We start from the raw sequence: 24,625 nt of genomic DNA on the forward strand, positions 1-24,625 counted from the left end.
ATCTTCGGGGTGACAGGGCGTCAATCAGCCATCAGGTTCATCCATGCTTCATGCTACAATGACGATCAATGACCGCCGCGCCTACTCATGCTATCTCGACCTATCGAGTGAGCTTCTTCTTTGGCCCAGAACACGTTGCAGGAAAACCGGACGTGCTGGCTTGTCTGTTTAATGTGAAGAAACGGAGTTGGAAGTCCGGCATTCAGGTTGCTGTGGAGGTAAGCACTGGTCAGCTCTCGGCGATTGAGCAAAGGATTCATTTGGGCGATCAACTTGCGAAGAGCTTAGTGGTTGTGGAGCCTCACGAACAGGCTGATTATCAGGAACGCAGTGGTGATATTTTTGTCCAAGCCGTGTGTCGGAGGAAATTGGATCTCCAGCTGCTGCCTGGACTGACCCAGAATAATCAGCGGATTCCCGCTGAGGAATTGATGGTTGAATTGGAGGAAGCGATCAGTAAGGAGCCTCAACAGCTGATCTCCTACGTCTTGGATGAACTGGGTCTCGCCACCTGATCAGTCGTGCTTCTCCGTGTTGTCTCTCGGAACGGGGCAACAAAGGGGGTTGCATTCAGCTTCGAATTTGTTATAACGCATAACAGTATTCGTGTATGATTGAGCACTGGGGTTATCCGATTGAGTTCTTGAAGAGGAAGGAGGAGCCGCACGTGAGACTCCCGATGGTCATTGTTCTGGTTGTTATCGCATACGGTTCGATGCTTGTGGCGCCGGCCTGGAGCCAATCCACATCGACTGATTCTCTACAAGGGACGGCCTCAGGAGCCGGCATGGGTGCTGCTTCTGCCGCCGCCACCATCTTGTACTTCCCGTTCAAAGCTGCGTTTGCCATAGGCGGAGGTGTTGTCGGCGGCTTGGCCTATGTCTTTTCAGGATTTAGTGAGTCAACGGCAAAGAATATTTGGGTTCCCAGTGTATATGGAACCTATGTCATTACCCCAGAGCATCTCAGCGGCGATCGCCCGGTTCGTTTCCTGGGCGTGGCGGCTGAAAACGAGGGATTCGCTCCTGCCCCTACTTTGGCACCCGAACCTGCACAGTGAATTATGAAACCTGTCATCGGCGTGACTCCTGACTTTAATGCCGGTGACAGGAAGGATATGGGCGGGTCCGAGCCTACGTACTTCCTCCGGGCTCGCTACATTCGAGCCATTGAAGAGCTCGGGGGTATTCCCTTAGTCTTGCCTTTAGTGTCTGCAGCAGCCGATCGACGGCGACTTCTTGACAGTGTTGATGGGCTGCTTCTTACCGGTAGCGGCCCCGATCTTCCGCCACTCCTGTATGGAGAGAAGCAGCGCTACAAATTTTCACTGGTCAGTGAGCGGCGTGCTGACTTCGAGCTGGAGATGGTGCGTCAAGCGAGGCGACGGGACCTTCCGCTCTTAGGGATTTGTGGAGGGATGCAGACCGTAAATGTGGCCTGTGGAGGCAGCCTTTTTCAGGATATCCCCGCGCAGCTTCCACGCGCAATGGATCATCGCCAGAAGACGAAGGCGGTCTCTGTCTCCCATGCGGTGACCGTGCTACCGAAGAGCCTCCTGAAGCAGATTGTCGGAAAAGAAACGCTGATGGTGAATAGCTCACATCATCAGTCCGTGAAAACCGTTGCTCCATCACTCATCGCTAGTGCGGTAGCTTCCGATGGCATTATTGAGGCCATTGAGTCCCCTAACCATCGATTTCTCCTTGCCATTCAATGGCATCCTGAGTTTCTATTCGACCGACATATGGCTCACCGTCGGCTCTTTGAGGCTCTGTTACGCGCCGCGCGGCGGACCAGGGCATGAGCTTTCTGGGCGGGTCGGAAATGCCGAACCATTCTCAGTCGGTAGTCCCCTCGTGTAGGCGTGAAGGTCAAGCGAGCTTTTTGCTGGTGATTTCTTCGGGCCAAAGCATTGCCCCTGAAGCCGGAGACTAGCTGTGAGCAATCCCTTCTTCCGGACGAAACCCATCGATCAAATTCTGGCCGATGCGGAGCGGCCGGAGCATCGCCTCAAGAAAACACTGACGGCGTGGGATCTGACGGCGCTGGGGATCGGCGCGATTATTGGGACCGGGATCTTTGTCCTGATCGGGACTGCCATTGTGGGCGATGCTCATCGCCCTGGGGCAGGGCCGGGGATTGTCCTCTCTTTTGTTCTTTCAGGTGTGACCTGTGCGCTGGCCGCCCTCTGCTATGCAGAGTTCTCCGCGATGATTCCGGTGGCGGGGTCTGCGTATACCTTTTCATACGCCACCTTGGGAGAGTTTCTCGCCTGGCTGACCGGATGGAATCTGATCCTGGAATATGGCGTCGCCTGCGTCGCCGTCGCCATTGGTTGGTCGGGATACTTCAATAAACTGCTCAAGCTCGCAGGTATCGAATTGCCCTACTGGGCTACCAATCCACCGCAGTGGGCTGGTGGGCCGGAAGGGAGCATTGCGAATTTCCCCGCTGCCATCATCGTTTTACTTGTCACGATGATCCTTGTAATTGGGATAAAGGAGAGTGCAAGGGCTGCTGGCATGATCGTGCTTCTGAAACTGGCGGTGATTCTTTTCTTCATCGCTGTTGGAGCTCCAGCTGTGAATAGCGACAATTGGGCACCGTTCATGCCAAACGGGTTCGAGGGCGTCCGAGCCGCTGCTGCCATCATCTTTTTTGCCTATATTGGGTTTGATGCCGTCTCTACGGCGGCAGAAGAGGCAAAGAATCCACAGCGCGATGTTCCGTTCGGGATCCTAGGATCGTTGAGTGTCTGTACGGTCTTGTACATTTCCGTCGCGATCGTACTGACGGGGCTGGTTCCGGTCGGCCAAATCGATATTCATGCACCGGTCGCTGAAGCGCTCACGCTGGTTGGGTTCAAATGGGGTGCCGCGATCGTCGCGATCGGAGCTGTCGCGGGAATCACCAGCGTACTGGTTGTCATGATGTTGGGGCAAATCCGCGTCTTCTTTGCCATGTCACGAGATCAACTGTTGAGTCCCGGCTTATCCACGGTTCACGCACGATTTGGAACCCCGCATCGAGCGACCATTCTCACTGGCGTCGTTGTGGCAATTCTTTCGGCGTTCTTCCAGATCGGGGAGGCGGCCGACATGACCAATATCGGAACATTTTTTGCGTTTGTTTTGGTCAGTTTCGGGGTCATGCTGTTGCGATACACAAAGCCCAATCAGCCACGCCCATTTCGTCTTCCGTTTATGCCCCTTGTGCCGCTCTTGAGCATTGCTGCCTGCCTCTACCTCATGGCTGGGCTGCCATGGGCCACGTGGATCCGCTTTGGAGTGTGGACTGCTGTGGGTATTGTGGTCTACCTCGGCTATGGTATGAAATACAGCAAACTCTCCAGGCGAGACACCCAGAACTGTTGAGGGCTTCGACGAGGCAGACGGGGAATGCTGATTTGCGCGATATCGATTACGTGGAGGGTGATATTGTCGATACAGGAGCTGCGGTAGGAGGGACGTCCGTCGGGGCTGAAGCTGCTCCAGGCGTAGCCTGACTCGGAACAGGTGGCGCAGGAGCGGGTGGAGGAGTAGCGGCCTTTGGTGGTGCAGCAGGTTTTAGTGGCGCCGGCTTTTCAGGCTTAATGCCTCCCTCCCAGGATGGACCAGAATACATATCCGCAGTTAAGCCCTTGGTTTTCCATTTCTCCTCAAAGTCTGCGGCGGCTTTGTTCGGCGTTTCCCCAACACCGGTGACATCATTCCAGGGATACACTTTCGGACCGATCTGGCAGCCTGATTCTGTTCGTCGCAAATACAACGCGATGGGATTACCGCGGTAGGGCCCAAGAAAAATATGAACAGATCCGACGTACTCGAGCAATGAGGCCATAAGGCCCTCCCAGAAATGCTCATGATGCCACAAGAGGTGAGAACGGAGCAAGACTAGCTTTGAGTGGCACCTGACGGACTCAGCGACCGCCTACCGAAAGGGGCGCTCCATAGGTCGTCTTCCAAAGAGAACCAATCCTCAAAAAGGCTCATGCCTCAGCTTTCACGACCCGCTCTCGAGTTTGGTGAATGGACCGCAAGAGCGCTCGATGGCTGCGGCAACCCACCGCCAATCTCGCATCAGAGATCGTGACGGGTCGATAGGGAAGGAGGTACCGGTCCTTCAGACGGCGGATGCGGGCAAGGGATTGAGCCAGCCGTTGTGGAGAGATATCTGAGCCGGTAACAGCCTTGGTAACGGCTTGCATGGCGGTGATCACTCTATTCCGATCCTTGCAGATCAGGGGCATGTCGCAACCCGCTTGGATGGCCAGCACCGCCGCGTCTCCGACACCGTAGTGATCGATGATCGCGTGCATTTCAAGGTCATCCGTCAGGACAACTCCGTCGTAGTACAACTCTTGGCGAAGCAATTTTGAGATGATGGCCGGCGACAAGGTCGCCGGCCTCTGCGCATCCAATGCCTGATACTGGACATGGGCTGTCATCATCGTGGCGACCCCGCTGTCAATGGCGCGACGGAACGGAGGGAACTCAATGCGCTCGAGGCGATCGCGAGAGGCCGTCACGACGGGCAATTCTTTGTGAGAGTCAGACGTAGTATCGCCATGCCCTGGAAAGTGCTTCCCACAGGCGACCACCCGATTGTCTTGGAGGCCACCCACCGTGGCCAAGCCCAATTCAGACACAAGGTCGGGCGTTGCGCCGAATGCTCGGTCGCCGATGACGGGGTTTGATGGATTACTATTGACGTCCAGCACGGGGGACATATTCATGTTGATCCCGACAGCCGCCAGTTCTTTTGCGGTCGTTGCGGCTGCGGCATAAGCCAGTTCTGAGGAGTGACATTGCCCGAGGACGTCACATGGTGGGAAAATCGTAAATTCTTTCGGCAACCGTGAGACACGTCCACCTTCTTGATCAATGGAAATCAGGAGAGGGGAATGCGGACTACAGCGTTGAAGGTTGTTCGTCAGGTCAACGATCTGCTCGGTCGACTCCAGATTCCTTGCAAAGAGGATGATCCCGCCGGGCTGGCATTCTTTGATGAACGACGCAAGATCCGCCGACACGGTTGTACCGTCAAAGCCGATCATGAAGAGCTGTCCGATGTGATCCTGAGCGATCGTCATGCCTGTGTGCTCTCAGGCTTCAGCGAGCGATTGATCAGGAACTGGATCAACAGCCTTGTGCCGATACCAGTCGGGCCCTTGGGAATGTAGGCTCGTTCTCGCTCGCTCCAATCGGTGCTGGCGATATCGAGGTGTACCCAAGGATAGTCGCCCACGAACTTGCTCAGGAACAGAGCGGCGGTGATCATGCCGCCGCCACGCCCTCCGATATTTCGCATATCGGCAACATCGCTTCGTAGTTGTTCGAAGTATTCCTCCCACAACGGCATTTCCCATACCCGCTCTCCGGCTCGGAGACCGGCGCCTGTGATTGCAGCCTTCAACGTTGTATCGGTGCCGAACATACCGATGGCGAATTGTCCGAGAGCGACAACGCAGGCCCCTGTCAGCGTTGCGATGTCGATGAGTGCGGCCGGTTTAAAACGGGTCGCATAGGCCAGGCCGTCCGATAAAATCAACCGACCTTCGGCATCGGTGTTTTGGACTTCCACAGTTTTTCCTGAGAGGGTGGTGACCACGTCCCCTGGACGCATCGCGCGACCACCGGGCATGTTTTCTGCCACCGGAAGGATGCCGATGAGGTTGAGGGGTAATTTCAGCCGGGCCGCAGCCCGTACGGTAGCCAGAACCTCGGCGCCTCCGGTCATGTCGGCTTTCATTTGCTCCATGTTCTCGGCTGGTTTGAGCGAAATCCCTCCAGTATCGAAGGTGATAGTCTTCCCGACGAGAACGACCGGAGAATCGTCTTTCTTCTTGGCTCCATGGTACTGGAGAATAATGAATTTCGGCGGTTCGTGGCTGCCTTTCGCGACACCAAGCAACGCCCCCATCCCAAGCCGCTCCATTTCCTTCTGCTCCAAGATCTTGAGGTTTACACCGGTGTCTTTCGCTATGGCCTTGGCCTCACTCGCGATCTTGGTCGGGGTCATCACATTGGAAGGATGGTTGCAGAGATCACGAACGAAAACGGTGGCTTCGGCGGTTGCGATTCCACGGCGGATGCCCTCAGAAATGGGGTTCAGATGGCTTTTCTGCGAGACCAGGATGGTCATGGTAGCCACGCCCTTGCCGACCGGAGCCTCGCTGCGATAGGCCGTGAACTGATAGCTTCCCAGGATCGCTCCTTCAGTCAGGGTCTGCGACAGGTCGCTCACTGAAGCCCCGGGTGGTACGGCGCTTGGCAGCATAACGGTGAAAGAACCGGCTTTTGCTTGGCGAACCCGTTTGACGGCATACCCCATGGCTTGGCGAATCTGATCCAGGCCTAGTTGGGGTCGCTTCCCCAGACCAGCTAAAATCAGGCGCTTTGCTGGAAGTTTTCCATGCGTGTGAAGCAGCATGACCTCGTGCAGCTTCCCTTCGAACTCCCGTGATCGCTGGAGCTCCCGAAGTGCTCCACCAAGGGCTCGATCCAACACAGCGCCCTCGGATGTCGCCAGACTATCGTCTTCGCACAGCAGGATGACCAGCGCTTCAGTCCGGTCGGTGTCGACGCGTCCTTGTTTGGCGTGAACCCGCATGATATTCATTGGTTTCTCCTTATGTGACTATGACGATCAACCGCGATCAGCCCTTGTTTGTAGGTTCGTGGGTGCAACAGGTCTGGCATTCTTGATGGTCCAGGAGACTCCTCACACACCGCGCATATCGGGTGCCCAAATATGTTTGTGCAGTTGGAGTTGAAGACGCGCACCGAGGCGGTCTTCCAGCAGCCACTCTGCCAACTGGCGAGGATCGAGTGTCCCGAACACCGGACTGAAGAGGACGGGGCAGCGATCGGTCAAATGGAATTGTCGGAGAATGCCTTTTGTCCATTCATAATCGATGCGATCCTGAATGACGAATTTGATTTCATCTCGCGGTCTGAGCCGTTCCACATTGGGCCAGTGCATGCGGTCCGTCATACCGCTCCCTGGGCATTTCACATCCAGAACGATGCGAACGGATGGATCGACGGTGCTGGTGTCGATGGCACCGCTCGTTTCAAGAAGGACCGTGAAACCGTCCTGACACAATCGATGCAACAGGGTGGTCGTTTCCGCTTGTGCCAAGGGTTCGCCTCCCGTCACCTCGACCAAGGGACACCCGTACGAACGGACCTTCCCGAGAATGTCTTCGAGGGATTGTTCTGTCCCTCCAAGGAATGCGTACTCTGTGTCGCACCAGGTGCAGCGAAGAGGGCAGCCGGTGAGGCGCACAAACACGCAGGGTAATCCGGCAAAGGTTGACTCCCCTTGAATGCTATGAAAGATTTCGGTAACGCGCATGAACACTGTGTGGGCTAACTCATGATGGACGTGGTGATTCGCCGAAGAGGGATACTTCCGGTCATCAGCATTGGTTCAGGGCCACTTGACAACCGGCCAGTTGAGACGACGGGCTATAGCATCCATTCCCCGAATCGGATTGACCACCGTTGGATGTCCTACGGCGCGGAGAAGGTCTACATCTCCCGGACTATCGCCATACGCATAGCATTGGGATAAATCCAATGTGAGGTCCTGGGTCAACCGATCGATCAGTTGACGTTTTCCCGCTCCATATGGGAGTGGGGGCACCAGCAAACCCGTATAGAGACCTTGTTGCTGCTCCAACCGGGTGGCAAAACACCGATCCACTCGAAGTGCGTCAGCAACCGGGGCGATCAGAAAGTCGAGCGATCCGGTCACGAAAATGATGGCGTGGCCTGCCCGGCGATGTTCATCGAGCTTGCGCATGGCAAGCGCCGAGACGCGAGGACAGAGCTCTTCCCGACAAAATTCTTCACCCAGTGGTTCAATCACCTGCGAAGGTTTCCCGGCCAAGTACAGCTTTCGTTGGCGGAGAGGATGAAGCGACAAGGGAGGAACATGCCGCAAAAGCCACGCCACGCTGTCTCGAGCTTCAGGCCAACCGACAACTCCCCGACGCCACAGCCAACGGAAAAATCTCAACTCACTGGCTTCGCCGGGTAAGATTGTATTGTCGACATCGAAAAATGCAGCAACCGTAGAAGTAAGGTCTCGTTGATCAGTCTGTATCATGCGAGCGCAATGGAGATGTGAATTGAGAGGGCAATTCTACCGGACGATTCGTTCATTGACAAGAATTTTAGGCTACTTCTATAATGCGGCTTCCTTTCCCCTCATATGCTGGCTTGGGGGCTTTCAACGCAGAGTTCGTGATACAAACCTGCGAGAAGGCCGGGGAGAGCGAAATCCGATGACGCGTGTTTCAGACCGTCACGGTGTTGAGCCTCCCAAGAACAGGATGGCAGGCTTGGTTGTATATCCTGCTGAGTGCCGAAGTGGTGGAATGGCAGACACGCACGTTTGAGGGGCGTGTGGCGCAAGCCGTGCGGGTTCAAGTCCCGCCTTCGGCACCATAGTGTTCCTCTGTTGTAGTCTCCAGGCACTCACCTAACTGCCAACGGTGGTTTCCGTGGGTAATACCTCGCCGACAGGGCTTAGGCTATCTGTCTAGAATAGAGAACGATTGACCGAGTCGCTGACTAACTCACGGTTTCTCCTCATCTGATTGTTGCTTCGAAAGCATCGGACGACATCGTATTTCCATAACAACGGTTCACCTACCTCATCCAAGTGTGGCTCCTTTGCATGGAGTGACCGGCGTCCTCCAGGGTAGACATGAACGGTGCTGTCTGCCAGCGGGTAATTCTTGCCGGTAGGGCGCCATTAGGACCTAGACTTTCGACTCCACATAGTAGGACACTACGGCCCATTTGGGCCTAGTCCTGGTGGGTGTATGGTCGTCACGGGGGTGTGTCGTCAACCTCCCTCTTTCACCACCTCACCTACTATTTGGCTATTCCCGTCACGAGGCTAAGGAGCTTCACATGAACACCACCCTTTCTCTTGTCGATGTCCTGCGTCAACAAGTCGCTCATCTCGTGCATGAGTTGGCTGAGCGAGACAGTGTGCTGCATGAGCGAACTCGGCATCTCCGTGTGGCGCAAGCTCTCGCACATCTGGGTAGCTGGGAGTGGGAAATCGAGGGCGGAGCTGTTCGGTGTTCGTCTGAGTTGTATCGGATCTTCGGCCGCGAATCTGAGGCAGACCTGCTGACCTTTGATGGGTTTGTCGCGGCAGTGTTCCCGGAAGATCGTGAGCTGGTCATGGCTTCCATCAATCATGCCTTGGGTGGACGGGCGTCGTACGATGTGGAGTATCGGATCGTGCGTGCGAACGGTGAGGTGCGGACCATTCATTCCTGCGCGGAGGTCCTGCGTGACGATAAGGGAAAGCCTTGTCGCATGTCCGGGTCCGTTCTGGACGTCACCGAGCGGACACGCATAGCAGAAACATTGCGTTCCTCGCAGGAAAAACTGAGGCAGGCGCTCCAAGCATCGGGTATTGGACTGTGGGACTGGAATACTCATACCAACGAGATGGTCCTGTCTGAGGAATGGAAGCGTCAGCTTGGGTACGAGAAGACGGAGCTTTCGGACTCATGCGAGACGTGGGAAGGTCTGTTGCATCCGGAGGACCATGATCGTGTCATGGTGTGCTTGCAGGATGCGGTGTGTACACGTCATGGAGAATATCGGCAGGAATATCGGCTGAGGCACAAGGATGGGACGTATCGATGGATTGAGTCTCGAGCCGCGTTGGTGACTGAAGCTGATGGTCGTCGGATCCGCTTCCTCGGTTCACATATGGACATCACGGATCGCAAACGCATGGAGCAATCGGTACGAGAGAGTGAAGACCGGTACCGAACGTTGGTCGACCTGTCACCATCCGGAGTCTTTGTCTTTTGTGAAGGGCGGGCCGTGTATGTCAACCACAGAGGTGCGCTTCTCCTAGGGGCGACAGATCCTCAGGAGCTTCTCGGTCGATCGATGTTCGACTTTCTCCACCCAGACTACCACGAGGATGTCCGTGAAAATGCCCGTCGGGTGCTCGCTGGAAACGTGTCGGTCCATAGCGCGGAACGGATTTATCTCAGGAACGATGGAATATCGATTCCCGTTCAAATGGAGGTCGCCAGGATTGTGTGGAACGGCACTCCCGCCATCATCGTGCTGATCTCCGATGTCACTGAGCGCAAGCAGGCGGAAGAAGCGTTACGGGCGAGCGAGGAGCGGTTTGCCAAAGCGTTCAAGACCAGTCCCCATCCCATTCTCATCAGTGAGCTCGAAACCGGACGACTGGTAGAGGTCAATGATGCAGCCAGCCAGCTGTTGGGTCATCGCACGGAGGAAAGTGAAGGCCAGATTCTTTCAGAACTCCAGGTTTGGGGGTCGGCTGAGGAGCAAGTCCGGTTTCGCGAGAGATTGAAACAGGTTGGTCCGGTCCGCGATCTGGAAGTGAACCTTCGGGCCAGGAACGGCGATGTACGCCGCTTCCTCCTGTCGTCGGAACTCATTGAGTTGAACGGGAGGCCTTGCCGGGTGACGGTCGCGGATGATGTCACCGATCGGAAGCGGGCCGAGGATGAGTTGCGCCGATCACATGCCTTGTTGCGGCAGGTCATCGACGGCTCGCCGAATTTCATCTTTGCCAAGGATCGCGAAGGACGTTTTACGATGGCTAATAAAGCGATCGCCGATTGTTATGGCACAACGGTAGACGATCTGATCGGACAGACAGACGCTGATTTTAATCCCCATTGGGATGAAGTGGAGTTTTCTCGCGAGAAGGATCTCCAAGTCATGACATCTCTTCAGGAATGCTTCATTGCTGAGGAAAAGTTCACGGATTGGTCTGGAAAGACGCGCTGGTTGCAGACCATCAAGCGGCCGATCGTTGATGACCAGGGGCGGTTTCATATGGTGCTTGGAGCGGCGACAGACATCACCGAGCGGAAGCGGATGGAAGAGATGCTGCTGCAACACGAACAAGATCTGAATGCCGCGCTTCAAGAGCGGGAACGGATCAGCCAGGACCTGCACGACGATGTGCTTCAATCAGTCTACGCGGCTGGGCTTGGGTTAGAAGCCTGTAAGTCGATGATGAAGCGGCAGCCGGAGTTGACCGCAGATCATCTCATGGCGACATTGGAACAGGCCATTAGGCAACTCAATCAGGTCATCGAGAAGATCAGAAATTTCATCTCAGGGCTGGAGTCTTGCGCTATACAAGGCGTTGATTTTATAGCGGACTTACGAGCCATGATCCAGGCGATGTGCGAGGCATCGTCCATTCAATGCAGGGTGCGGATCGATGACAGGGTCGGGCAGTATTTCTCACCGGAACTGGCACTCGACCTCATCAATATTGTGCGGGAAGCGTTGAGTAATGCCCTCCGTCATAGCCATGCGACACATATTACCGTGTCACTGCGTCAGCTGCTTGGATCGGTCCGGCTGACGGTGACGGACAATGGTATCGGATTCAATCCAAAGTCGGTTCAGGCTGGTGGTCATGGCTTAGAAAATATGGCGACACGAGCGCACAAGGCCGGCGGGGTATTTGCCGTACGGTCGGAGTCTCGCCGCGGAACCAGGGTTCTCCTTGATCTTCCAATAGATTCAACGGACTATTCCAAATAATCCAATCAGTTAGAGCATCATGTCACAGTGGCCACATGGGTTGGAGTCCAGATCTGGTTCCATGCGATCCGCATGGTTCCTGCCCGGGTTCCTTCAAAAGCTTCAGGCCATTTGGATCTAGACTTTCACCCGTGGCCGTAGGAGACTAGCTCCCGCTTGGTTCCTGGTGATTAGGAACCAATAGCCTTGGGCTGAGAGCCGTCGGTTTTTCCGGTACATGCGCCATTGTGCCCCAGTATTGCGCCGTGAAGTAGTTGCCGGAACAAGTCGAACGGGACTTGCGAAAGAGTGCTGAGGGAGGAGTCCCATCATGAATTCGACCAGTCACCTGGCTGAATTGGATTTGCTGCGCAGGCAAGTTGCCGACCTTTCACGGGAGCTGACGGAGCGGGATCAGGCCCTCCAGGATTTCACACGACAGCGAGACGACGAATTACAAGATTTGCGCGAGCGCTCGGACATGCTGCGCGCGATCGTTGCCGGAACGGCTGCGGAGACCGGAGAAGACTTCTTCTCAACCCTCGTCTGTCATCTGAGTTCAGTATTGGGTGTGCAGTACGCCGTCGTTGGGGAGATCCAACACGGTCCGGTCAAGAAAATCCGTACCCTTGCCGTCTCAGCCGACGGCAATCTCGTCGACAACTTCGAATATCCACTGGTGAATACTCCTTGCGAGATAGCGCTTGGTGAGTCCTTTGCCTGTTTTGAACGGGACGTCAGGACGGTGTTCCCACTCTTTGGGCGTTTGGCCCAGTTGGGCGTTGACGGATACTGTGGAGTCCCACTCAGGGCAAAAGGCGGAGCGGTGATGGGGCTCCTCGTTCTGATGGATACCAAGCCGTTGCGCAACACCGATCGACTGCGATCGCTGATGGCGGTGTTTGCCTCGCGGGCAGGCGCTGAGCTCCAACGGCGGTACGCCGAAACAAAAATCCAGCAACAGCAGCGTCAGCTCTTGGAAGCTCAAGCACGTGCGCACCTGGGTAGCTGGGACTGGGATTTCGATAGTGGAACGGTGCGCTGGTCGGAGGAGCAATTTCTGATCTTTGGCTATGAGCCCGACCACATGGTTGTCAGCTATGACACATTTGTGGCTTCCCTTCACCACCTGGATCGGGCGCGTGTGCAGAGCGCAATCGATGCTGCACTGAAGGGCGGCACAACCTACGACGTCGAATGCCGCATCGTCCGTCCTGACCGTACGATTCGTGCAATCCATTGCCGTGGAGAAGTCTGTCGGGATGGCGATGGCCGTCCTGTCTCCATGTCGAACAGCGTGTTGGATATCACGGATCATCGACATATTGAGGAGGAACTCCGGCTTTCCCGAGAACGACTCCACCAAGCTCTTCGGGCATCTGGCACCGGGTTATGGAACTGGAACACTGAAACGAATGCAGTGATCTTTTCCGAGGAGTGGAAGCGACTGGTAGGTTATAGCGGGATAGAACTTCCGGATGCATGGGAGACGTGGACGAGCCTGTTGCATCCTGACGATCGTGAGAGTGCCGTCGCCTATGCTATGCAGTATCGAGCCAGACCCGACGGAGACTATCGACAGGAGTTTCGCCTGCGGCACAAGGATGGCACGTATCGATGGATTGAGGCGCGTGCCTCCTTTGTGACAGAGGCCAATGGTCGGAGGATCCATCTCCTCGGATCCCATATCGACATAACCGATCGCAAACGGATGGAGGAGTCCGTACGGGAGAGCGAGGAACGGTACCGGATGTTGATCGAGCTTTCCCCATCCGGTGTCTTTGTGTTTTGTGACGGGCGAATAGTCTACCTGAATCGAACCGGTGCTCTCCTCATGGGTGCGCAGGATCCACAGGACATTCTTGACCGGCCGACGTTTGAGTTCATCCACCCAGATTATCATCAAGAGGTTCGTGACAGTGTTACACGATTGCTCGGAGGAGGTGTATCCGTCCATAGCGCCGAGCGAATGTATGTGCGGTTGGATGGCACGACGATCCCGGTTCAAGTCGAAGCTGGGCGGATCATGTGGAACGGTAAGCAGGCGATTCTTGGAATGTTCTCCGATATCACGGAACGGAAGCACGCAGAAGAAGCGCTGGCTAATCTTAATGCAACTTTAGAACGCCAGGTGAACGATCGGACAGAGGCGCTGCGCCGGAGCGAAGAACGTTTCCGGCAATTTTTCGATCATGCGCCGAATGTGACCTGCCTGAAAAGTCATGATGGGCGGTATTTGTATACCAACCGGCAGTTCGATGAGGTATTCGGGTTTGCGTCCGGTATGGCCTTGGGGAGAACCGATGATGAATTGTTTTCTTCGGAACAAGCTGCTCAGTTTCAAACACATGATCGAGAGGTGTTGGCCAGCGGCCGGGGACAGGAGTTCGAGGAGGTTACACAACAGCGGGATGGACTGCGTACCAGCATTGTTGCGAAATTCCCAGTGATCGATGTTTCAGGGCAGCTCTCGGCCATCGGTGTCATCGCCACGGATATCACCGAGCGAAAACGAATCCAAGAGCAACTGAGACTCTACAAAGAGATCTTTGCCCATTCGATCGATGGCATTGCAGTTATTGATCTTCAAGGGCGGTATCTACAACAAAACAGTACACACGAACGGATTCTTGGTTATTCCACAGACGACCTGGAAGGGAAGACTCCCGCTATTCATTTAGGTGAAGACTCGTTTGCATCCATCGGGCGAGCCCTTGCTGTTACTGGGAGCTATCGCGGGGAAGTGAAAAGCCGAACACGGGAGGGCACGTCGCTCACGCTGGATCTCACGGCATTTACCGTGAAGGACACTTTGGGTCAACCGGTTTGCTATGTCGGAATCAAACGCGATGTGACCGAGCGCAATCATGCACAAGAAGCCTTGAGGGAAAGTGAGGCTCGGTGGCAGCAGTTTGCTGAGTCGGTGGGGGCAGCATTCTGGATCGCGGACGTGACGCCGGATGAGCGGCAGGTGGTGTACGTCAATGCGGCGTTTACTTTTATCTGGGGCATCGAGCGCGAAGAACTCTATCAAGACTGGTCGCTGTGGCTCGATTCAATCCACCCAGATGACCGTCTGCGGGTAAAAACAAGCCATGACCGATTTATCGGTGGCGGGATGACCGCAGTGTTCCACTGTGAGTACCGGATCGTGGGGCGAGATGGTCATATCCGGTGGATTTCCGATCGCCGCGTTCGAATGGCTGGGAAGGAAAATCGCGTTGCGGGGATTGCAGAAGATATCACCCACCACAAGCAGCAGTTGGCGTTGATGGCCCAAACAGAGGCGATCGGGAAAATCGGGGGGTGGCAGTTTGATTTTCTCACAGGCCGGTTGTGGTGGAGCGATGAGACGTACCGACTACACGAAACCACGTCAGAGTTATTCAGCCCGACGGTTGAAACGGCGTTGAATTTCTACACGCCCGACAGCCGTCCCATCATGGCCGAGGCATGGAGAAAAGGGGTGGAACAGGGGCTGTCCTGGGATCTCGAGCTGGAACTCATTTCGGTGAAGGGACGACGAATTGCAGTGCGGGCAACCGGCCAGGTGGATGCCCTGGAAGGACGGGCAGTTCGAGCCTACGGTACATTCCAAGACATCACAGAGCACAAACTGGCGGAAGAAGCACTTCGGCGAGCACATGATGACTTAGAACGTAAAGTCGTCGAGCGCACTGAGGAATTGCAGGCGAGTCAAGAGCGCTATGCACGCGCCACCGCGATCGGCAAGGTGGGGGTGTGGGAATTGGATGTCCTCAACGGGCAGTACCATGCAGATACCAATCTGAAGGAGCTGTTTGGCTATGGCGCCAACGAACTCTCCACGGATCCCTTTGCCTGGTTGAGGCTGGTCCATCCTGAGGACCAGCCGATCGCGATGAGGAACTGGGAATTGGTCCAGAGCGGAGCTGTTGAGGCCTCTCATTACGAGTTACGCCACATCAGGAAAGACGGCTCGATCGTCTGGGGTGACATCCGAGCGCGTGCCGTCCGAGATCCGAAGGGACGATTGACACACTTGATCGGGGCCACCGTCGATATTACTGAACGCAAGCATGCGGAACAAACATTGTCCGAAAGCGAGACACGGTTCCGCACGCTGGTTGCGAATATTCCAGGAGCGATCTATCGCTGCGCCGTGGACAGGGAGTGGACGATGTCCTATCTCAGTGATGCGATTGAGAGCATCGTTGGGTATCCGGCCTCGGAGTTCATCGCCAACCACACCCGCTCCTACGCCAGTGTGATTCACCCAGATGATCGCCAGCTAGTGGAGGAGGTGACCTGGAGGAGCTTGCAGGAGCACCGTCCCTATGTCATCGAGTACCGTCTCATCCATGCGAATGGCACTGTTCGGTGGGTGTATGAAAAAGGGCAAGGGGTGTTCAGCTCGAATGGCGAGGTGCGTTGCCTCGATGGCGCGATCTTCGATGTCACGGAGCGGAAGCAAGCGGAACAAGCGTTACGTGAAAGCGAAGAACGATTTTCCAAAGCCTTCCGTACGAGCCCTCATCCAATAGGGATTACGGAGGTCGTAACGGGTCGTTGCGTCGAGGTGAACGATGCTTGTCTGGAGGCGTTCGGTTTTCGTCGGGAGGAGGTGATCGGAAATACCACATTCCTGTTAGGTATCTGGCCAAAGCTCGAGGATAGAGCGCGGGTCATCGAGCGGTTAAAAGCTGGACAGCCGATGCGCAACATGGAGTTTGCGTTAAAGACCAAATCGGGTGCGTTGCGCTATTTTCTGGCCTCCGCTGATCTCGCGGAGCTGAACGGAGTGCTCTGCGTGGTGACTGTCGCGAACGACATCACGGACCGCAGGTTAGCCGAGGAAGCACTGCGCCTCAGCGAAGAACGTTTTGCCAAGGCGTTCCAAGCCAGCCCTCATCCGGTCGTTATCAGCGAGCTGGATTCTGGTCTGGTTGTAGACGCGAATGAAGCTGCGTGGCAGCTCTTCGGATATCGGAAAGATGAAGTTGTGGGACTGACGACGTTGCAGATCGGGCTCTGGCCTTCCGCCGAGGAACGGGCTCGTTATCTCGACTTGTTGAAGCGCCAAGGATGCATCCGAAATATGGAAGTGCAACTCCGGAGCAAGAGCGGCGATGTCCATCAGTGTCTCTTGTCGTCGGAGCTGATCGAGTTGAACGGCAAGCAATGTAGTGTGACCGTTGGTGACGATATTACAGAGAGTCGACGCTTGGAAAAGGCGCTGCGGTTGACTCAGTTCTCTGTGGATCAGGCCGTAGAGGCCATTCTGTGGTTAGACCCGCAGGCTCAAATGTTCAATGTGAATGAGACGGCATGCCGAATGCTGCAGTATTCGCGAGAGGAACTGCTGGGTATGACGGTCCACGACATTGACCCCAATTTCCCCGTGGAACGGTGGACGAATCATTGGAGCTACTTAAAGGAACGGAGATCGCTGACCTTCGAGGCAAGGTTTTGGTCTAGAAGCGGAGCCGTCCTGGAGACGGATGTGAGTGTCAATTATTTGCTACACGAAGGCAAGGAATACGCCTGCATGATCTTGCGGGATATTGGGGAGCGTAAGCGGGCAGAGGCTGAACTCCGCCGCTCTCATATGTTTCTTCGACAGGTTATTGATACCGATCCGAACTTCATCTTTGCCAAGGACCATGCCGGATATTACACGATGGCGAACAAAGCGGTCGCTGACTGTTATGGCACCACGGTGGAGAGCCTGATCGGCAAATCGGATGCTGATTTCAATAGGAACGTGGAGGAGGTGGAGTTCTTTCGCGAGAAGGATCTTGAAGTATTGGATTCTCTGGAGGAGCGTTTTATTCCGGAAGAAAAAATCACGGATGCGGCGGGAAACACACGTTGGTTACAGACTGTCAAGCGGCCGATTTTCGATGACGAGGGGCAGGTCCATATGGTGCTGGGAGCGGCAACCGATATCACGGAGCGCAAGCGGATGGAGGAGATGCTGCTCCAACGAGAACGAGATCTGCACGCAGCGCTTCAAGAGCGGGAACGGATCAGCCAGGATCTACACGATGGTATTCTCCAGTCATTGTATGCGGTAGGGCTTGGGTTAGAGGCGTGCAAACCGATGATTCGGCAACAGCCTGATCAGAATGCGGGCAAACTCACGTCGATGCTCAACCAGGGGATCGGCCAGCTCAACCACGTGATGGGAGAGGTCAGAAACTTCATTGCGGGATTGGAGTCTCACGTCATCCAAGGTGGAGATTTTCCGACGGCTCTTCGAAACATGATCCGAACCATGTGCAGTTCAGCAGCGGCCAAGTGTGTGGTTCGAATCGAAGGCATGGCCGCCCGACAACTGTCCACGGAACAGGCGCTCCATATCATCAACATCGTCCGCGAAGGATTGAGTAATACGCTGCGTCACAGCGGCGCCAGCCAGATCACGGTGTCGCTCTATTCGCTCCGTCGTTGTGTGCGGCTTGCTATTCAGGATGATGGGGTCGGATTTGACGCCAGCTTGATACAGGGAGTCGGTCATGGATTGGGCAATATGGCTGCACGGGCTAGGAAGGTCCGCGGCCAGTTTGCCCTTCACTCGAAGCCAAACGAAGGTACGAGAATTGTTCTCGATTTGCCAAAGGACACGACCTATGCTCATGACTAAGACACAAACCATCCGAGTGTTGCTCGTCGACGATCACGAAGTGATTCGTGTAGGGCTCAGGACGGTACTGGGCCAGAACCAAGGCGTCAGCGTTATCGGAGAAGCCGGTACCATGGGAGACGCGATTCTGCAGTCCCAGAAGTTGAAGCCCGACATCATTTTGATGGATGTCCGCCTTCCCGACGGGTCCGGTGTCGATGCTTGTCGTGAAATTCTTGGGATGCTTCCCAGCACCAGAGTCATTTTCCTGACCTCGTACGCTGACGATGATTCTGTACTGGCAGCCGTCCTTGCTGGCGCACAGGGCTATGTGCTCAAGGAAATCGATTCAGGGGCTTTGCTCGAGGCCATCCGGTCGGTTGCAAGAGGTCAATCAATCCTGGATTCGACGGTCACCGAGCGGGCGCTACGATGGCTGAGAGGGCTGCACGACCTCCCGGCCACGCCGGGTACGGATCAACTGTCATCTCAAGAAGAACGAGTGGTGGCGCTGGTCGCCGAAGGCAAGACCAATAAGGAAATTGCCGTGGCCCTCGGACTCAGCGACAAAACGGTGAAGAACTATCTGGCGAACGTCTTTCAGAAACTTCGTATCACGCGACGTGCGCAGGCTGCGGCCTTTTTTGTGAAACGGCAAGGATAGACTCCTCACATTCGGCTCTAGCTCAGTAGAGGCAAAATTTGTCTCCCGCAACCCCATCGTCCTTTAGTGTTCATCAGTCAATTTCTGTACGATTACCCTGCTGTATTCGGATTCATAACTAAAAAGGGGCGTCGAGACTCCAGTGTATGTTGGGGAAGGGGTCTCATCGCCGTTTCTTGTTGTGGTCCCCAGTTCTTTCCGAGTGTGCGGACGGCAATAGCGGCTTGCTAGACACTGCTGTGTTGTTCTGGCCTACCGGGAGGTGGTCTTCTGATGGCAGCCGGTCTTTTCCTGGGAATCTTGCTTCTCCTGAGTCTCTCCCTCTGGCGTGTTCTTCGACTCCAGCGTGAGAATCGCCTGAAAGCCCAGGTCATTGAGGCGACGACGTGTGGTGTCCTCGTAACCGATGCCACGCTCCCGCATCATCCTATCCGCCAGGTGAATGGAGCCTTCCTTGCATTGACCGGCTATGCGGAACATGAAGTCCTGGGTCAAACCACTACGATTCTAAGTGGACCCGATACCGATCGTGCATCCATGGAAAAGCTCGAGTTGGCCCTTCAGGATGGGTGGGCTTGCCGAGCCTGTGTCCGCCATCATCGAAAGGACGGCACGTCATTTTGGAATGAGGTGACGCTTTCTCCGATCAAGGACCGGGCTGGGCGACTGATCACGGTCATTTGGATCATGCGAGATATCTCACATGTTCGAGCGTTGGAAACCGATCGTAGCGGGAGACCGTCACCCACCGTGTTGTGCGAGTCTGTCTCGGAAGGAATGGTGGTGACGACGGACGGAGATGTTGTGTACGTGAACATGGCTGGGTTAAGAATCCTCGGAGCGAGTTCCGAATATCAAGTGCTCGGCCATACATTCTTGGACTTCGTTCATCGGGATTTCCAAGAACGTGTTCGAGAACAGCTCACCCAAACATCACCTGATTCAGAGCATCGATGGGAAACCAGAGTCCTGCATCGAGATGGACGTACCGTTGCTATCGAAGTATCGACGACTCCGATCGTGTGGGAGGCGCAGGAATCGCTTCTGATCTGTTTTTCAGACCGGTTGTATGCGAATCGCACGGGAGACAATATCGCCCAAGGTTTCCATGATCTCCGCCCTTCAGAGCCCATGATGGATATGAACAGTTGGGCCTGGGACGTCTCGCACGATACAGAACTATGGTCGGCCGAACAGTACCGGATTTTGGGATACGAGCCAGGGTCAGTGCCGCCCACCTATGAGACCTTCAAAAAAGCGGTTCATCCGGGGGATCGTGATCGCGTTCTCACCTTGTTCGAAGAGACGTTTACCTCCGACCGGCCATACGATATCGACTGTCGGATCATTCAACCGTCCGGCGTGGTACGGTTTGTCCGTTGCCGGGGCGTCCTCATGCGTGGACTCCAGGATCAGCCGATTCGGATGTCAGGAACCATCGAAGACATTACCGATTACAAGCTCATGGCGACGTTGGCGGAGGAACGAGTGCTTCAGCTCAAGGTGGTTTTGGATGCCTCTACCATTGGGATGGTCCTGGTGAGTCGGGAAGGAACGATCTCTCTTGCCAATGGGAAGATTGAACAGATGTTCGGGTATGTGTACGGGGAACTGGTCGGCCGTCCTGTTGATTCCCTATTTCAGATCCCCGATCGTGCACAGTATGCTTGTGAATCTCGGGATATCTTGTCGACTTCGGCAGACGGCCTTTCACGAACCGATGTGGAATTGTCTAGTTTGAGGAAGGATGGTTCTGTATTCCCCTCCAAGATCAGCTTGTACCCGATTGCCCTCTCCTCGGGGCCGTCACTCCTGGTTACCATTGTGGACATCACGACTTCCCGTCACGCTGATCAAACGTTCCGGGATGATCAGATGCGTTTGGATCTTGCCGTACAGGCTGGACATATCGGGATCTTTGAATATGACCATAAAGGAGATACTGTCTGGTGGTCTCCGATCCTACGGACCATCCATGGCATCGGGATGGAAGAACCGGTTTCTCTGGAGAGGTATCTGCAGCTGGTCCATCCCTCTGATCGAGAGATGGTAAAGGTGATGGCCCGATCCATCAAAAACGCCCGTGAGGATCGGATCTTCGAGGTGACCTATCGCATTGTTCGGCCAGATGAAGCCATTCGCACGATCAGTCTCTGTTACATGACCTGGTTTGACCATGAACATCTATCAGCTCAACCTCGCCAGACCGTCGGGATGCTCGTCGATGTCACGGATCGGACGGCTCCTCTGACTCATACGGCACCTCTCTCCACGATGGAATCACCTCGGTCCATCCCTCGTAGCGTCTTGCATGAGTTCAACAACCGTCTTACCGCAGTGCTTGGTTTCAGTGAGCTGGCTCTTTCGCTGATTCCCACAGACAGCAAGGCCCATCGCCATCTTCAGCAAGTGATTGCAGCCGGTCGAAACGCTCGTGAGCTGGCTCAAACCATTCGCCGCGCGTCGGATCACGCCGCTTCCTATCAAGAACCCATTCCGCCTCCACAGTCCGGATCGGATCCATCGGCCTCACAGACTGAGGTGCCGGATGTTGTTGGTCCTCATCGTTGACGATCAAGTCCAAATCGGTCAGTTGATACGTGACGCCTTGGAGGGGGCGGGGTATCATGTCGAAAGGCTCGTGACGGAAAAGCGGGACTTGAGCGCGACCGCGAACCATCCGCCGACCTTGTCCATATGGCTATCCTTATGCCGGATCAGGACGGATTGGGGCCATTATGGCGTTCCGGCGTGAGTTTCCAGATTCTCGGATCATTGCCATGACCGGAGGAATCGATGGAATCGGCGTTCCTAATTTTTGGATGTTGCAGCCATGTTAGGAGCAAGGCAGACACTTCAAAAGCCCTTTGAACTTCAGGCTCTCTTCGACGCCGTCGCTGTCGAAGTGATGAGCTAAGCAGCCCTTCAGTGCGCTCTTTTTCTTTACATTGACATCTTCCGGCAATCCCGTCAGACTCTGGCCCCGTCCCGTGTGTGGTTCATATCCATGAGACTACTGAATTGCCTTTTGGGGATCCTCGTAGCCGTTGTCGGATTCTGGCTGATCTGGGGAACCCTTGCTCCGGTCGTTGTTCTCGGGTGGGCCTTCGTTGTGGGGATCTTCCTTTGGCTGAAGCCAGAGTCGATTACCGAGATTTGGGCATGGGCGACGTTGTTGCTCGGGCTGGAAAGCTTTGCATGGCCGGTGGTGTTGATGATTCAGCTCAAGGGCCCGTCGGAATCGCTCCCTGAGGCCGAGATGGGAACAATCCTTTCAGCGGTTGTGCTGGGTCTGTTCGCTTCCGTATTTTGGATTTCGTTTTCTTATGGTCTGTTCAAACGGGCGTGGCGAACAGACCAGCCCTTGTCCGACGATGAGCCAACCAGGACGTCTATATCTCCCTCGAGGAACAGCTAAGTCGTGTAACGTTATCCGCTCTCGACCGGGTCCATATCGACGACGAATTTGATTTGCTTCTGTCGGTATTGCCTTTCCATACTCTCAACCGAATCCCGGAGACGACGTGTGAGGATATCGGGATCGGTTCCCTTTACCAGGAGACGACGGCGATGCTGGCCTCGTGGTTGTCTTCCCAGTGATGGTACGGGTCCAAGTACCACAATATTATGATGTTCTTCGGCGGATGGTGGTTGCTGAAGGGTTGCGCCCCAGCGAATGGCAGCCTCTTCGACAAGGGCCGTATTGTGTCCGGCGACAGTGAGATCAGCTAGGTGGCACAGCGGTGGATAATTGAGAAGCCGCCGCGCAGTCAATTCCTCCTCGTAGAACTGATGGGGATCTCCGAATAAGAGAGCTTGTACGGCGTGGTGGGACGGGAGGCGAGTCTGTAGGATGACTCGCCCTCCAGTGGATGCGGGGTACGCCGAGCTTGCTGCATCAACAAGGAGTTGGTATGTCCGCTCCGCAGCTCGAAAATCCGAGACATGCAAACCGGAATCTGCCTGAAGGATCCCAACCAGATGGTGCTGTGGGAGTGGCTCACGGGTGAACAGTGCTTGGGTCCCTATCAGAATGTCGTAAGATTTTGATCTGGCACGCTCCCACAGTGATCGGGCGGTGGCTGGATGGCGCAGCGTGTCACTGTCCAGGCGTACAATCGTGGTATGAGGAAACAAGCGATGCGTTTCAGTTTCGACCTGTTCGGTGCCCTCACCAACGAGGCTCATGTGGGTTGCGTGACAGAGGGGACAGTCGTCAGGCAATTGCTCTGTAACTCCGCAGTACCGACAAGTCAGACTGCCGACGTCTCGATAGTAGGGGAGTGCGACCATACAGGAAGGACAACGAGGTACCCAGCCACAGTCTCGACAGATCAGCGTTCGGGCGTACCCTCTCCTATTGAGAAATAACAGAATCTTTCCCTTGCACTCGAGTACTTCACGCATGGCAGAACGAAGGTTCTGACTCAGTAGGGTTCCTCTCCGTTCCTTAGTGAGATCAACCAGCTCGATCTTGGGCTGAAGATTCACGTCCTGCTGGATGCGTTGAATATCGGCTTCGGGATCGAAATTCGATTCCATCGATGGGTGTTCCGAAGCAAGTATTACGACGGCGCGATCTTGTTCCGCTCGTAGGCAGGCCGCGTCTCTGGCGTGATACCGAGGCTCTTTGGGTTCCTTGAGGGCTGAGTCCTCTTCTCCTTCAACCCAGATGAGCCCGACTGCATCGAGCTGAGCAAAGACAGCTGAACGGGTTCCTACGATTACAGTCGGAGTCGAGCCTTGATGATGCTTACATCGTTGAGGAGAGCTGGGCGGCTGGATGAAGACGATCTGTAGTCCGGTGAGTGGTGCGAGCACGTGTGTCAGCCAACGTGCTTTGGCCGTCTCCCCGCATACCACAATCGTTGATTTGTTGCGTGCATGCGCCTGACGAATGGCCTCCGCAAGTCGTGCGATGCGGTGTTGCCATGGAGCGTGAAGAACGATTTTCTTCGTGTGGTCGGCCTGAAAGCACTGGTGAAGATGAGTGCGCCAGGCAGGGTCTATCTCGGGGAGCTGGTCGGCGTCGATCACTGCGTGATGCAATGTCTGTTGCCCATCTGGCTCAGTCAGGGGAGTGCGCCGTCGCTTGCGAGCCGGGATACGGGTGATCCAGGAGCGTTCGATGAGGGTGTCAATCACCTGCGAGGCATGATTACGTGGGGTTGGGTGGAGCGTGGATGACAAGATTCCGGAAACCCGGTGGGCAATTCGTTGAAGAATTGGCCGCAGGGAGTCCGGGCAAGTACCCATTTCCAATGCCATACGGCCGAGTTGAGTGGCTTTCAGGCGTGTGGAGGAAGCAGGTGTTGGAGGATAGAGCAATCGAAGGCATTGGCCCCAGGGGGCCACATAGTACTGTGCAATTTTGTGAGAGAGTTTAAGCAGAGTGGGGGAGATTGTCGAACTGTGCTCATTTTCAACCAGAGCAAGAATAGTCTTTAGGGACGTAGACATCATCTCGGGTGCCAGGTGGGAGTTGATGGAAACCACGACCCCCTCCAGGACGGATCGGCCGAATGGCACCTTGACGAGGCTGCCAGTCTGAAGACGTTGCGTGATGGAGGCGGGAATGAGATAGGTGAACGTCTTGGTGATATGACGTGGAATCAGTACATCCGCAAACAGAGCCTCTGTTTGCGGCGGCGAGACCGAGACACCCTGGAGAGCCATACGGCATTCTAACAGTATGGAATCATGAAGGACACCGGATGTGTCGCCTATTGAGAGGAAGATGGGTTAGCAGCAGGGATTCGCATATCAAGAGTTATCGGGAGTCTCTCTTTTTCG

At 55.2% G+C, this 24,625-nt stretch carries 15 protein-coding genes and 1 tRNA gene; 10 read left to right on the plus strand and 6 right to left on the minus strand.

Translation table 11 applies throughout. The features are described from left to right. Positions 1-68 precede the first annotated feature (68 nt). From ACMTNU_RS01660 to ACMTNU_RS01675, 4 genes are all read left to right on the plus strand, one after another. The gene (locus tag ACMTNU_RS01660) at positions 69-515 is read left to right on the plus strand and encodes a hypothetical protein (RefSeq protein ID WP_413933457.1); all 447 of its coding nucleotides are present in this window, start codon (positions 69-71) and stop codon (positions 513-515) included. A 152-nt stretch (positions 516-667) separates the two neighbouring features. Continuing rightward, a complete protein-coding gene (locus ACMTNU_RS01665) occupies positions 668-1,060 on the plus strand; it encodes a hypothetical protein (protein ID WP_413933458.1) in 393 nt (130 codons plus the stop codon). A gap of 3 nt (positions 1,061-1,063) precedes the next feature. Then, on the plus strand, positions 1,064-1,804 hold the full coding sequence (locus ACMTNU_RS01670) for a gamma-glutamyl-gamma-aminobutyrate hydrolase family protein (protein ID WP_413933459.1): 741 nt from the start codon (positions 1,064-1,066) through the stop codon (positions 1,802-1,804). Between the two features lie 133 nt (positions 1,805-1,937). Next, a complete protein-coding gene (locus tag ACMTNU_RS01675) occupies positions 1,938-3,374 on the plus strand; it encodes an amino acid permease (protein WP_413933460.1) in 1,437 nt (478 codons plus the stop codon). Positions 3,375-3,420: 46 nt separating this feature from the next. Here ACMTNU_RS01675 and ACMTNU_RS01680 read toward each other — a convergent pair whose 3' ends face one another. The 5 genes from ACMTNU_RS01680 to ACMTNU_RS01700 all read right to left on the minus strand — a co-directional run bounded on the left by ACMTNU_RS01680 (position 3,421) and on the right by ACMTNU_RS01700 (position 8,115). After that, the gene (locus tag ACMTNU_RS01680; RefSeq protein WP_413933461.1) at positions 3,421-3,840 is read right to left on the minus strand and encodes a hypothetical protein; all 420 of its coding nucleotides are present in this window, start codon (positions 3,838-3,840) and stop codon (positions 3,421-3,423) included. A gap of 148 nt (positions 3,841-3,988) precedes the next feature. Further along, positions 3,989-5,092, minus strand: coding sequence for a beta-N-acetylhexosaminidase (gene nagZ, locus ACMTNU_RS01685; RefSeq protein ID WP_413933462.1), 1,104 nt, complete (start codon positions 5,090-5,092; stop codon positions 3,989-3,991). Beyond that, complete coding sequence (locus tag ACMTNU_RS01690) at positions 5,089-6,621, minus strand: leucyl aminopeptidase (protein WP_413933463.1); 1,533 nt, start codon at positions 6,619-6,621, stop codon at positions 5,089-5,091. Before ACMTNU_RS01690 ends, nagZ begins: the two co-directional genes overlap by 4 nt. A gap of 102 nt (positions 6,622-6,723) precedes the next feature. Continuing rightward, complete coding sequence (gene queE / locus ACMTNU_RS01695; RefSeq protein ID WP_413933464.1) at positions 6,724-7,359, minus strand: 7-carboxy-7-deazaguanine synthase QueE; 636 nt, start codon at positions 7,357-7,359, stop codon at positions 6,724-6,726. Between the two features lie 75 nt (positions 7,360-7,434). After that, a complete protein-coding gene (locus ACMTNU_RS01700) occupies positions 7,435-8,115 on the minus strand; it encodes an HAD family hydrolase (RefSeq protein ID WP_413933465.1) in 681 nt (226 codons plus the stop codon). A gap of 257 nt (positions 8,116-8,372) precedes the next feature. Here ACMTNU_RS01700 and ACMTNU_RS01705 point away from each other — a divergent pair. The 6 genes from ACMTNU_RS01705 (at position 8,373) to ACMTNU_RS01730 (ending at position 22,250) form a co-directional block, all read left to right on the plus strand. Next, positions 8,373-8,456 (plus strand) — tRNA-Leu (locus tag ACMTNU_RS01705). Between the two features lie 471 nt (positions 8,457-8,927). Next, on the plus strand, positions 8,928-11,585 hold the full coding sequence (locus ACMTNU_RS01710) for a PAS domain S-box protein (RefSeq protein ID WP_413933466.1): 2,658 nt from the start codon (positions 8,928-8,930) through the stop codon (positions 11,583-11,585). Positions 11,586-11,895: 310 nt separating this feature from the next. Next, positions 11,896-18,189 carry a PAS domain S-box protein gene (locus ACMTNU_RS01715; protein WP_413933467.1) on the plus strand — a complete coding sequence of 2,098 codons (6,294 nt, stop codon included), beginning with the start codon at positions 11,896-11,898 and terminating at the stop codon, positions 18,187-18,189. Continuing rightward, positions 18,176-18,832, plus strand: a complete 657-nt coding sequence (locus ACMTNU_RS01720; protein WP_413933468.1) for a response regulator — start codon at positions 18,176-18,178, stop codon at positions 18,830-18,832. Before ACMTNU_RS01715 ends, ACMTNU_RS01720 begins: the two co-directional genes overlap by 14 nt. 273 nt (positions 18,833-19,105) lie before the next feature. Continuing rightward, a complete protein-coding gene (locus ACMTNU_RS01725; RefSeq protein ID WP_413933469.1) occupies positions 19,106-21,403 on the plus strand; it encodes a PAS domain S-box protein in 2,298 nt (765 codons plus the stop codon). Between the two features lie 436 nt (positions 21,404-21,839). Further along, positions 21,840-22,250: a hypothetical protein gene (locus tag ACMTNU_RS01730; protein WP_413933470.1), complete on the plus strand. Its 411-nt coding sequence runs from the start codon at positions 21,840-21,842 to the stop codon at positions 22,248-22,250. An 11-nt stretch (positions 22,251-22,261) separates the two neighbouring features. On the opposite strand, the gene priA is transcribed toward ACMTNU_RS01730, so the two are convergent. Next, positions 22,262-24,508, minus strand: a complete 2,247-nt coding sequence (gene priA / locus ACMTNU_RS01735; RefSeq protein ID WP_413933471.1) for a primosomal protein N' — start codon at positions 24,506-24,508, stop codon at positions 22,262-22,264. Between the last annotated feature and the right edge of the window lie 117 nt (positions 24,509-24,625).

The sequence above is a fragment of the Nitrospira sp. BLG_1 genome, assembly GCF_047338595.1.
Lineage (GTDB): Bacteria > Nitrospirota > Nitrospiria > Nitrospirales > Nitrospiraceae > Nitrospira_D.

Excerpts from the sequence above, each read along its gene's own strand:
- nagZ (WP_413933462.1), bottom strand. The coding sequence starts at position 5,092 with ATGACGATCGCTCAGGATCACATCGGACAGCTCTTCATGATCGGCTTT.
- ACMTNU_RS01730 (WP_413933470.1), top strand. The coding sequence starts at position 21,840 with ATGAGACTACTGAATTGCCTTTTGGGGATCCTCGTAGCCGTTGTCGGA.
- ACMTNU_RS01720 (WP_413933468.1), top strand. The coding sequence starts at position 18,176 with ATGCTCATGACTAAGACACAAACCATCCGAGTGTTGCTCGTCGACGAT.
- priA (WP_413933471.1), bottom strand. The coding sequence starts at position 24,508 with ATGGCTCTCCAGGGTGTCTCGGTCTCGCCGCCGCAAACAGAGGCTCTG.
- ACMTNU_RS01710 (WP_413933466.1), top strand. The coding sequence starts at position 8,928 with ATGAACACCACCCTTTCTCTTGTCGATGTCCTGCGTCAACAAGTCGCT.
- ACMTNU_RS01680 (WP_413933461.1), bottom strand. The coding sequence starts at position 3,840 with ATGGCCTCATTGCTCGAGTACGTCGGATCTGTTCATATTTTTCTTGGG.
- ACMTNU_RS01670 (WP_413933459.1), top strand. The coding sequence starts at position 1,064 with ATGAAACCTGTCATCGGCGTGACTCCTGACTTTAATGCCGGTGACAGG.
- queE (WP_413933464.1), bottom strand. The coding sequence starts at position 7,359 with ATGCGCGTTACCGAAATCTTTCATAGCATTCAAGGGGAGTCAACCTTT.
- ACMTNU_RS01725 (WP_413933469.1), top strand. The coding sequence starts at position 19,106 with ATGGCAGCCGGTCTTTTCCTGGGAATCTTGCTTCTCCTGAGTCTCTCC.
- ACMTNU_RS01700 (WP_413933465.1), bottom strand. The coding sequence starts at position 8,115 with ATGATACAGACTGATCAACGAGACCTTACTTCTACGGTTGCTGCATTT.
- ACMTNU_RS01715 (WP_413933467.1), top strand. The coding sequence starts at position 11,896 with ATGAATTCGACCAGTCACCTGGCTGAATTGGATTTGCTGCGCAGGCAA.
- ACMTNU_RS01660 (WP_413933457.1), top strand. The coding sequence starts at position 69 with ATGACCGCCGCGCCTACTCATGCTATCTCGACCTATCGAGTGAGCTTC.
- ACMTNU_RS01690 (WP_413933463.1), bottom strand. The coding sequence starts at position 6,621 with ATGAATATCATGCGGGTTCACGCCAAACAAGGACGCGTCGACACCGAC.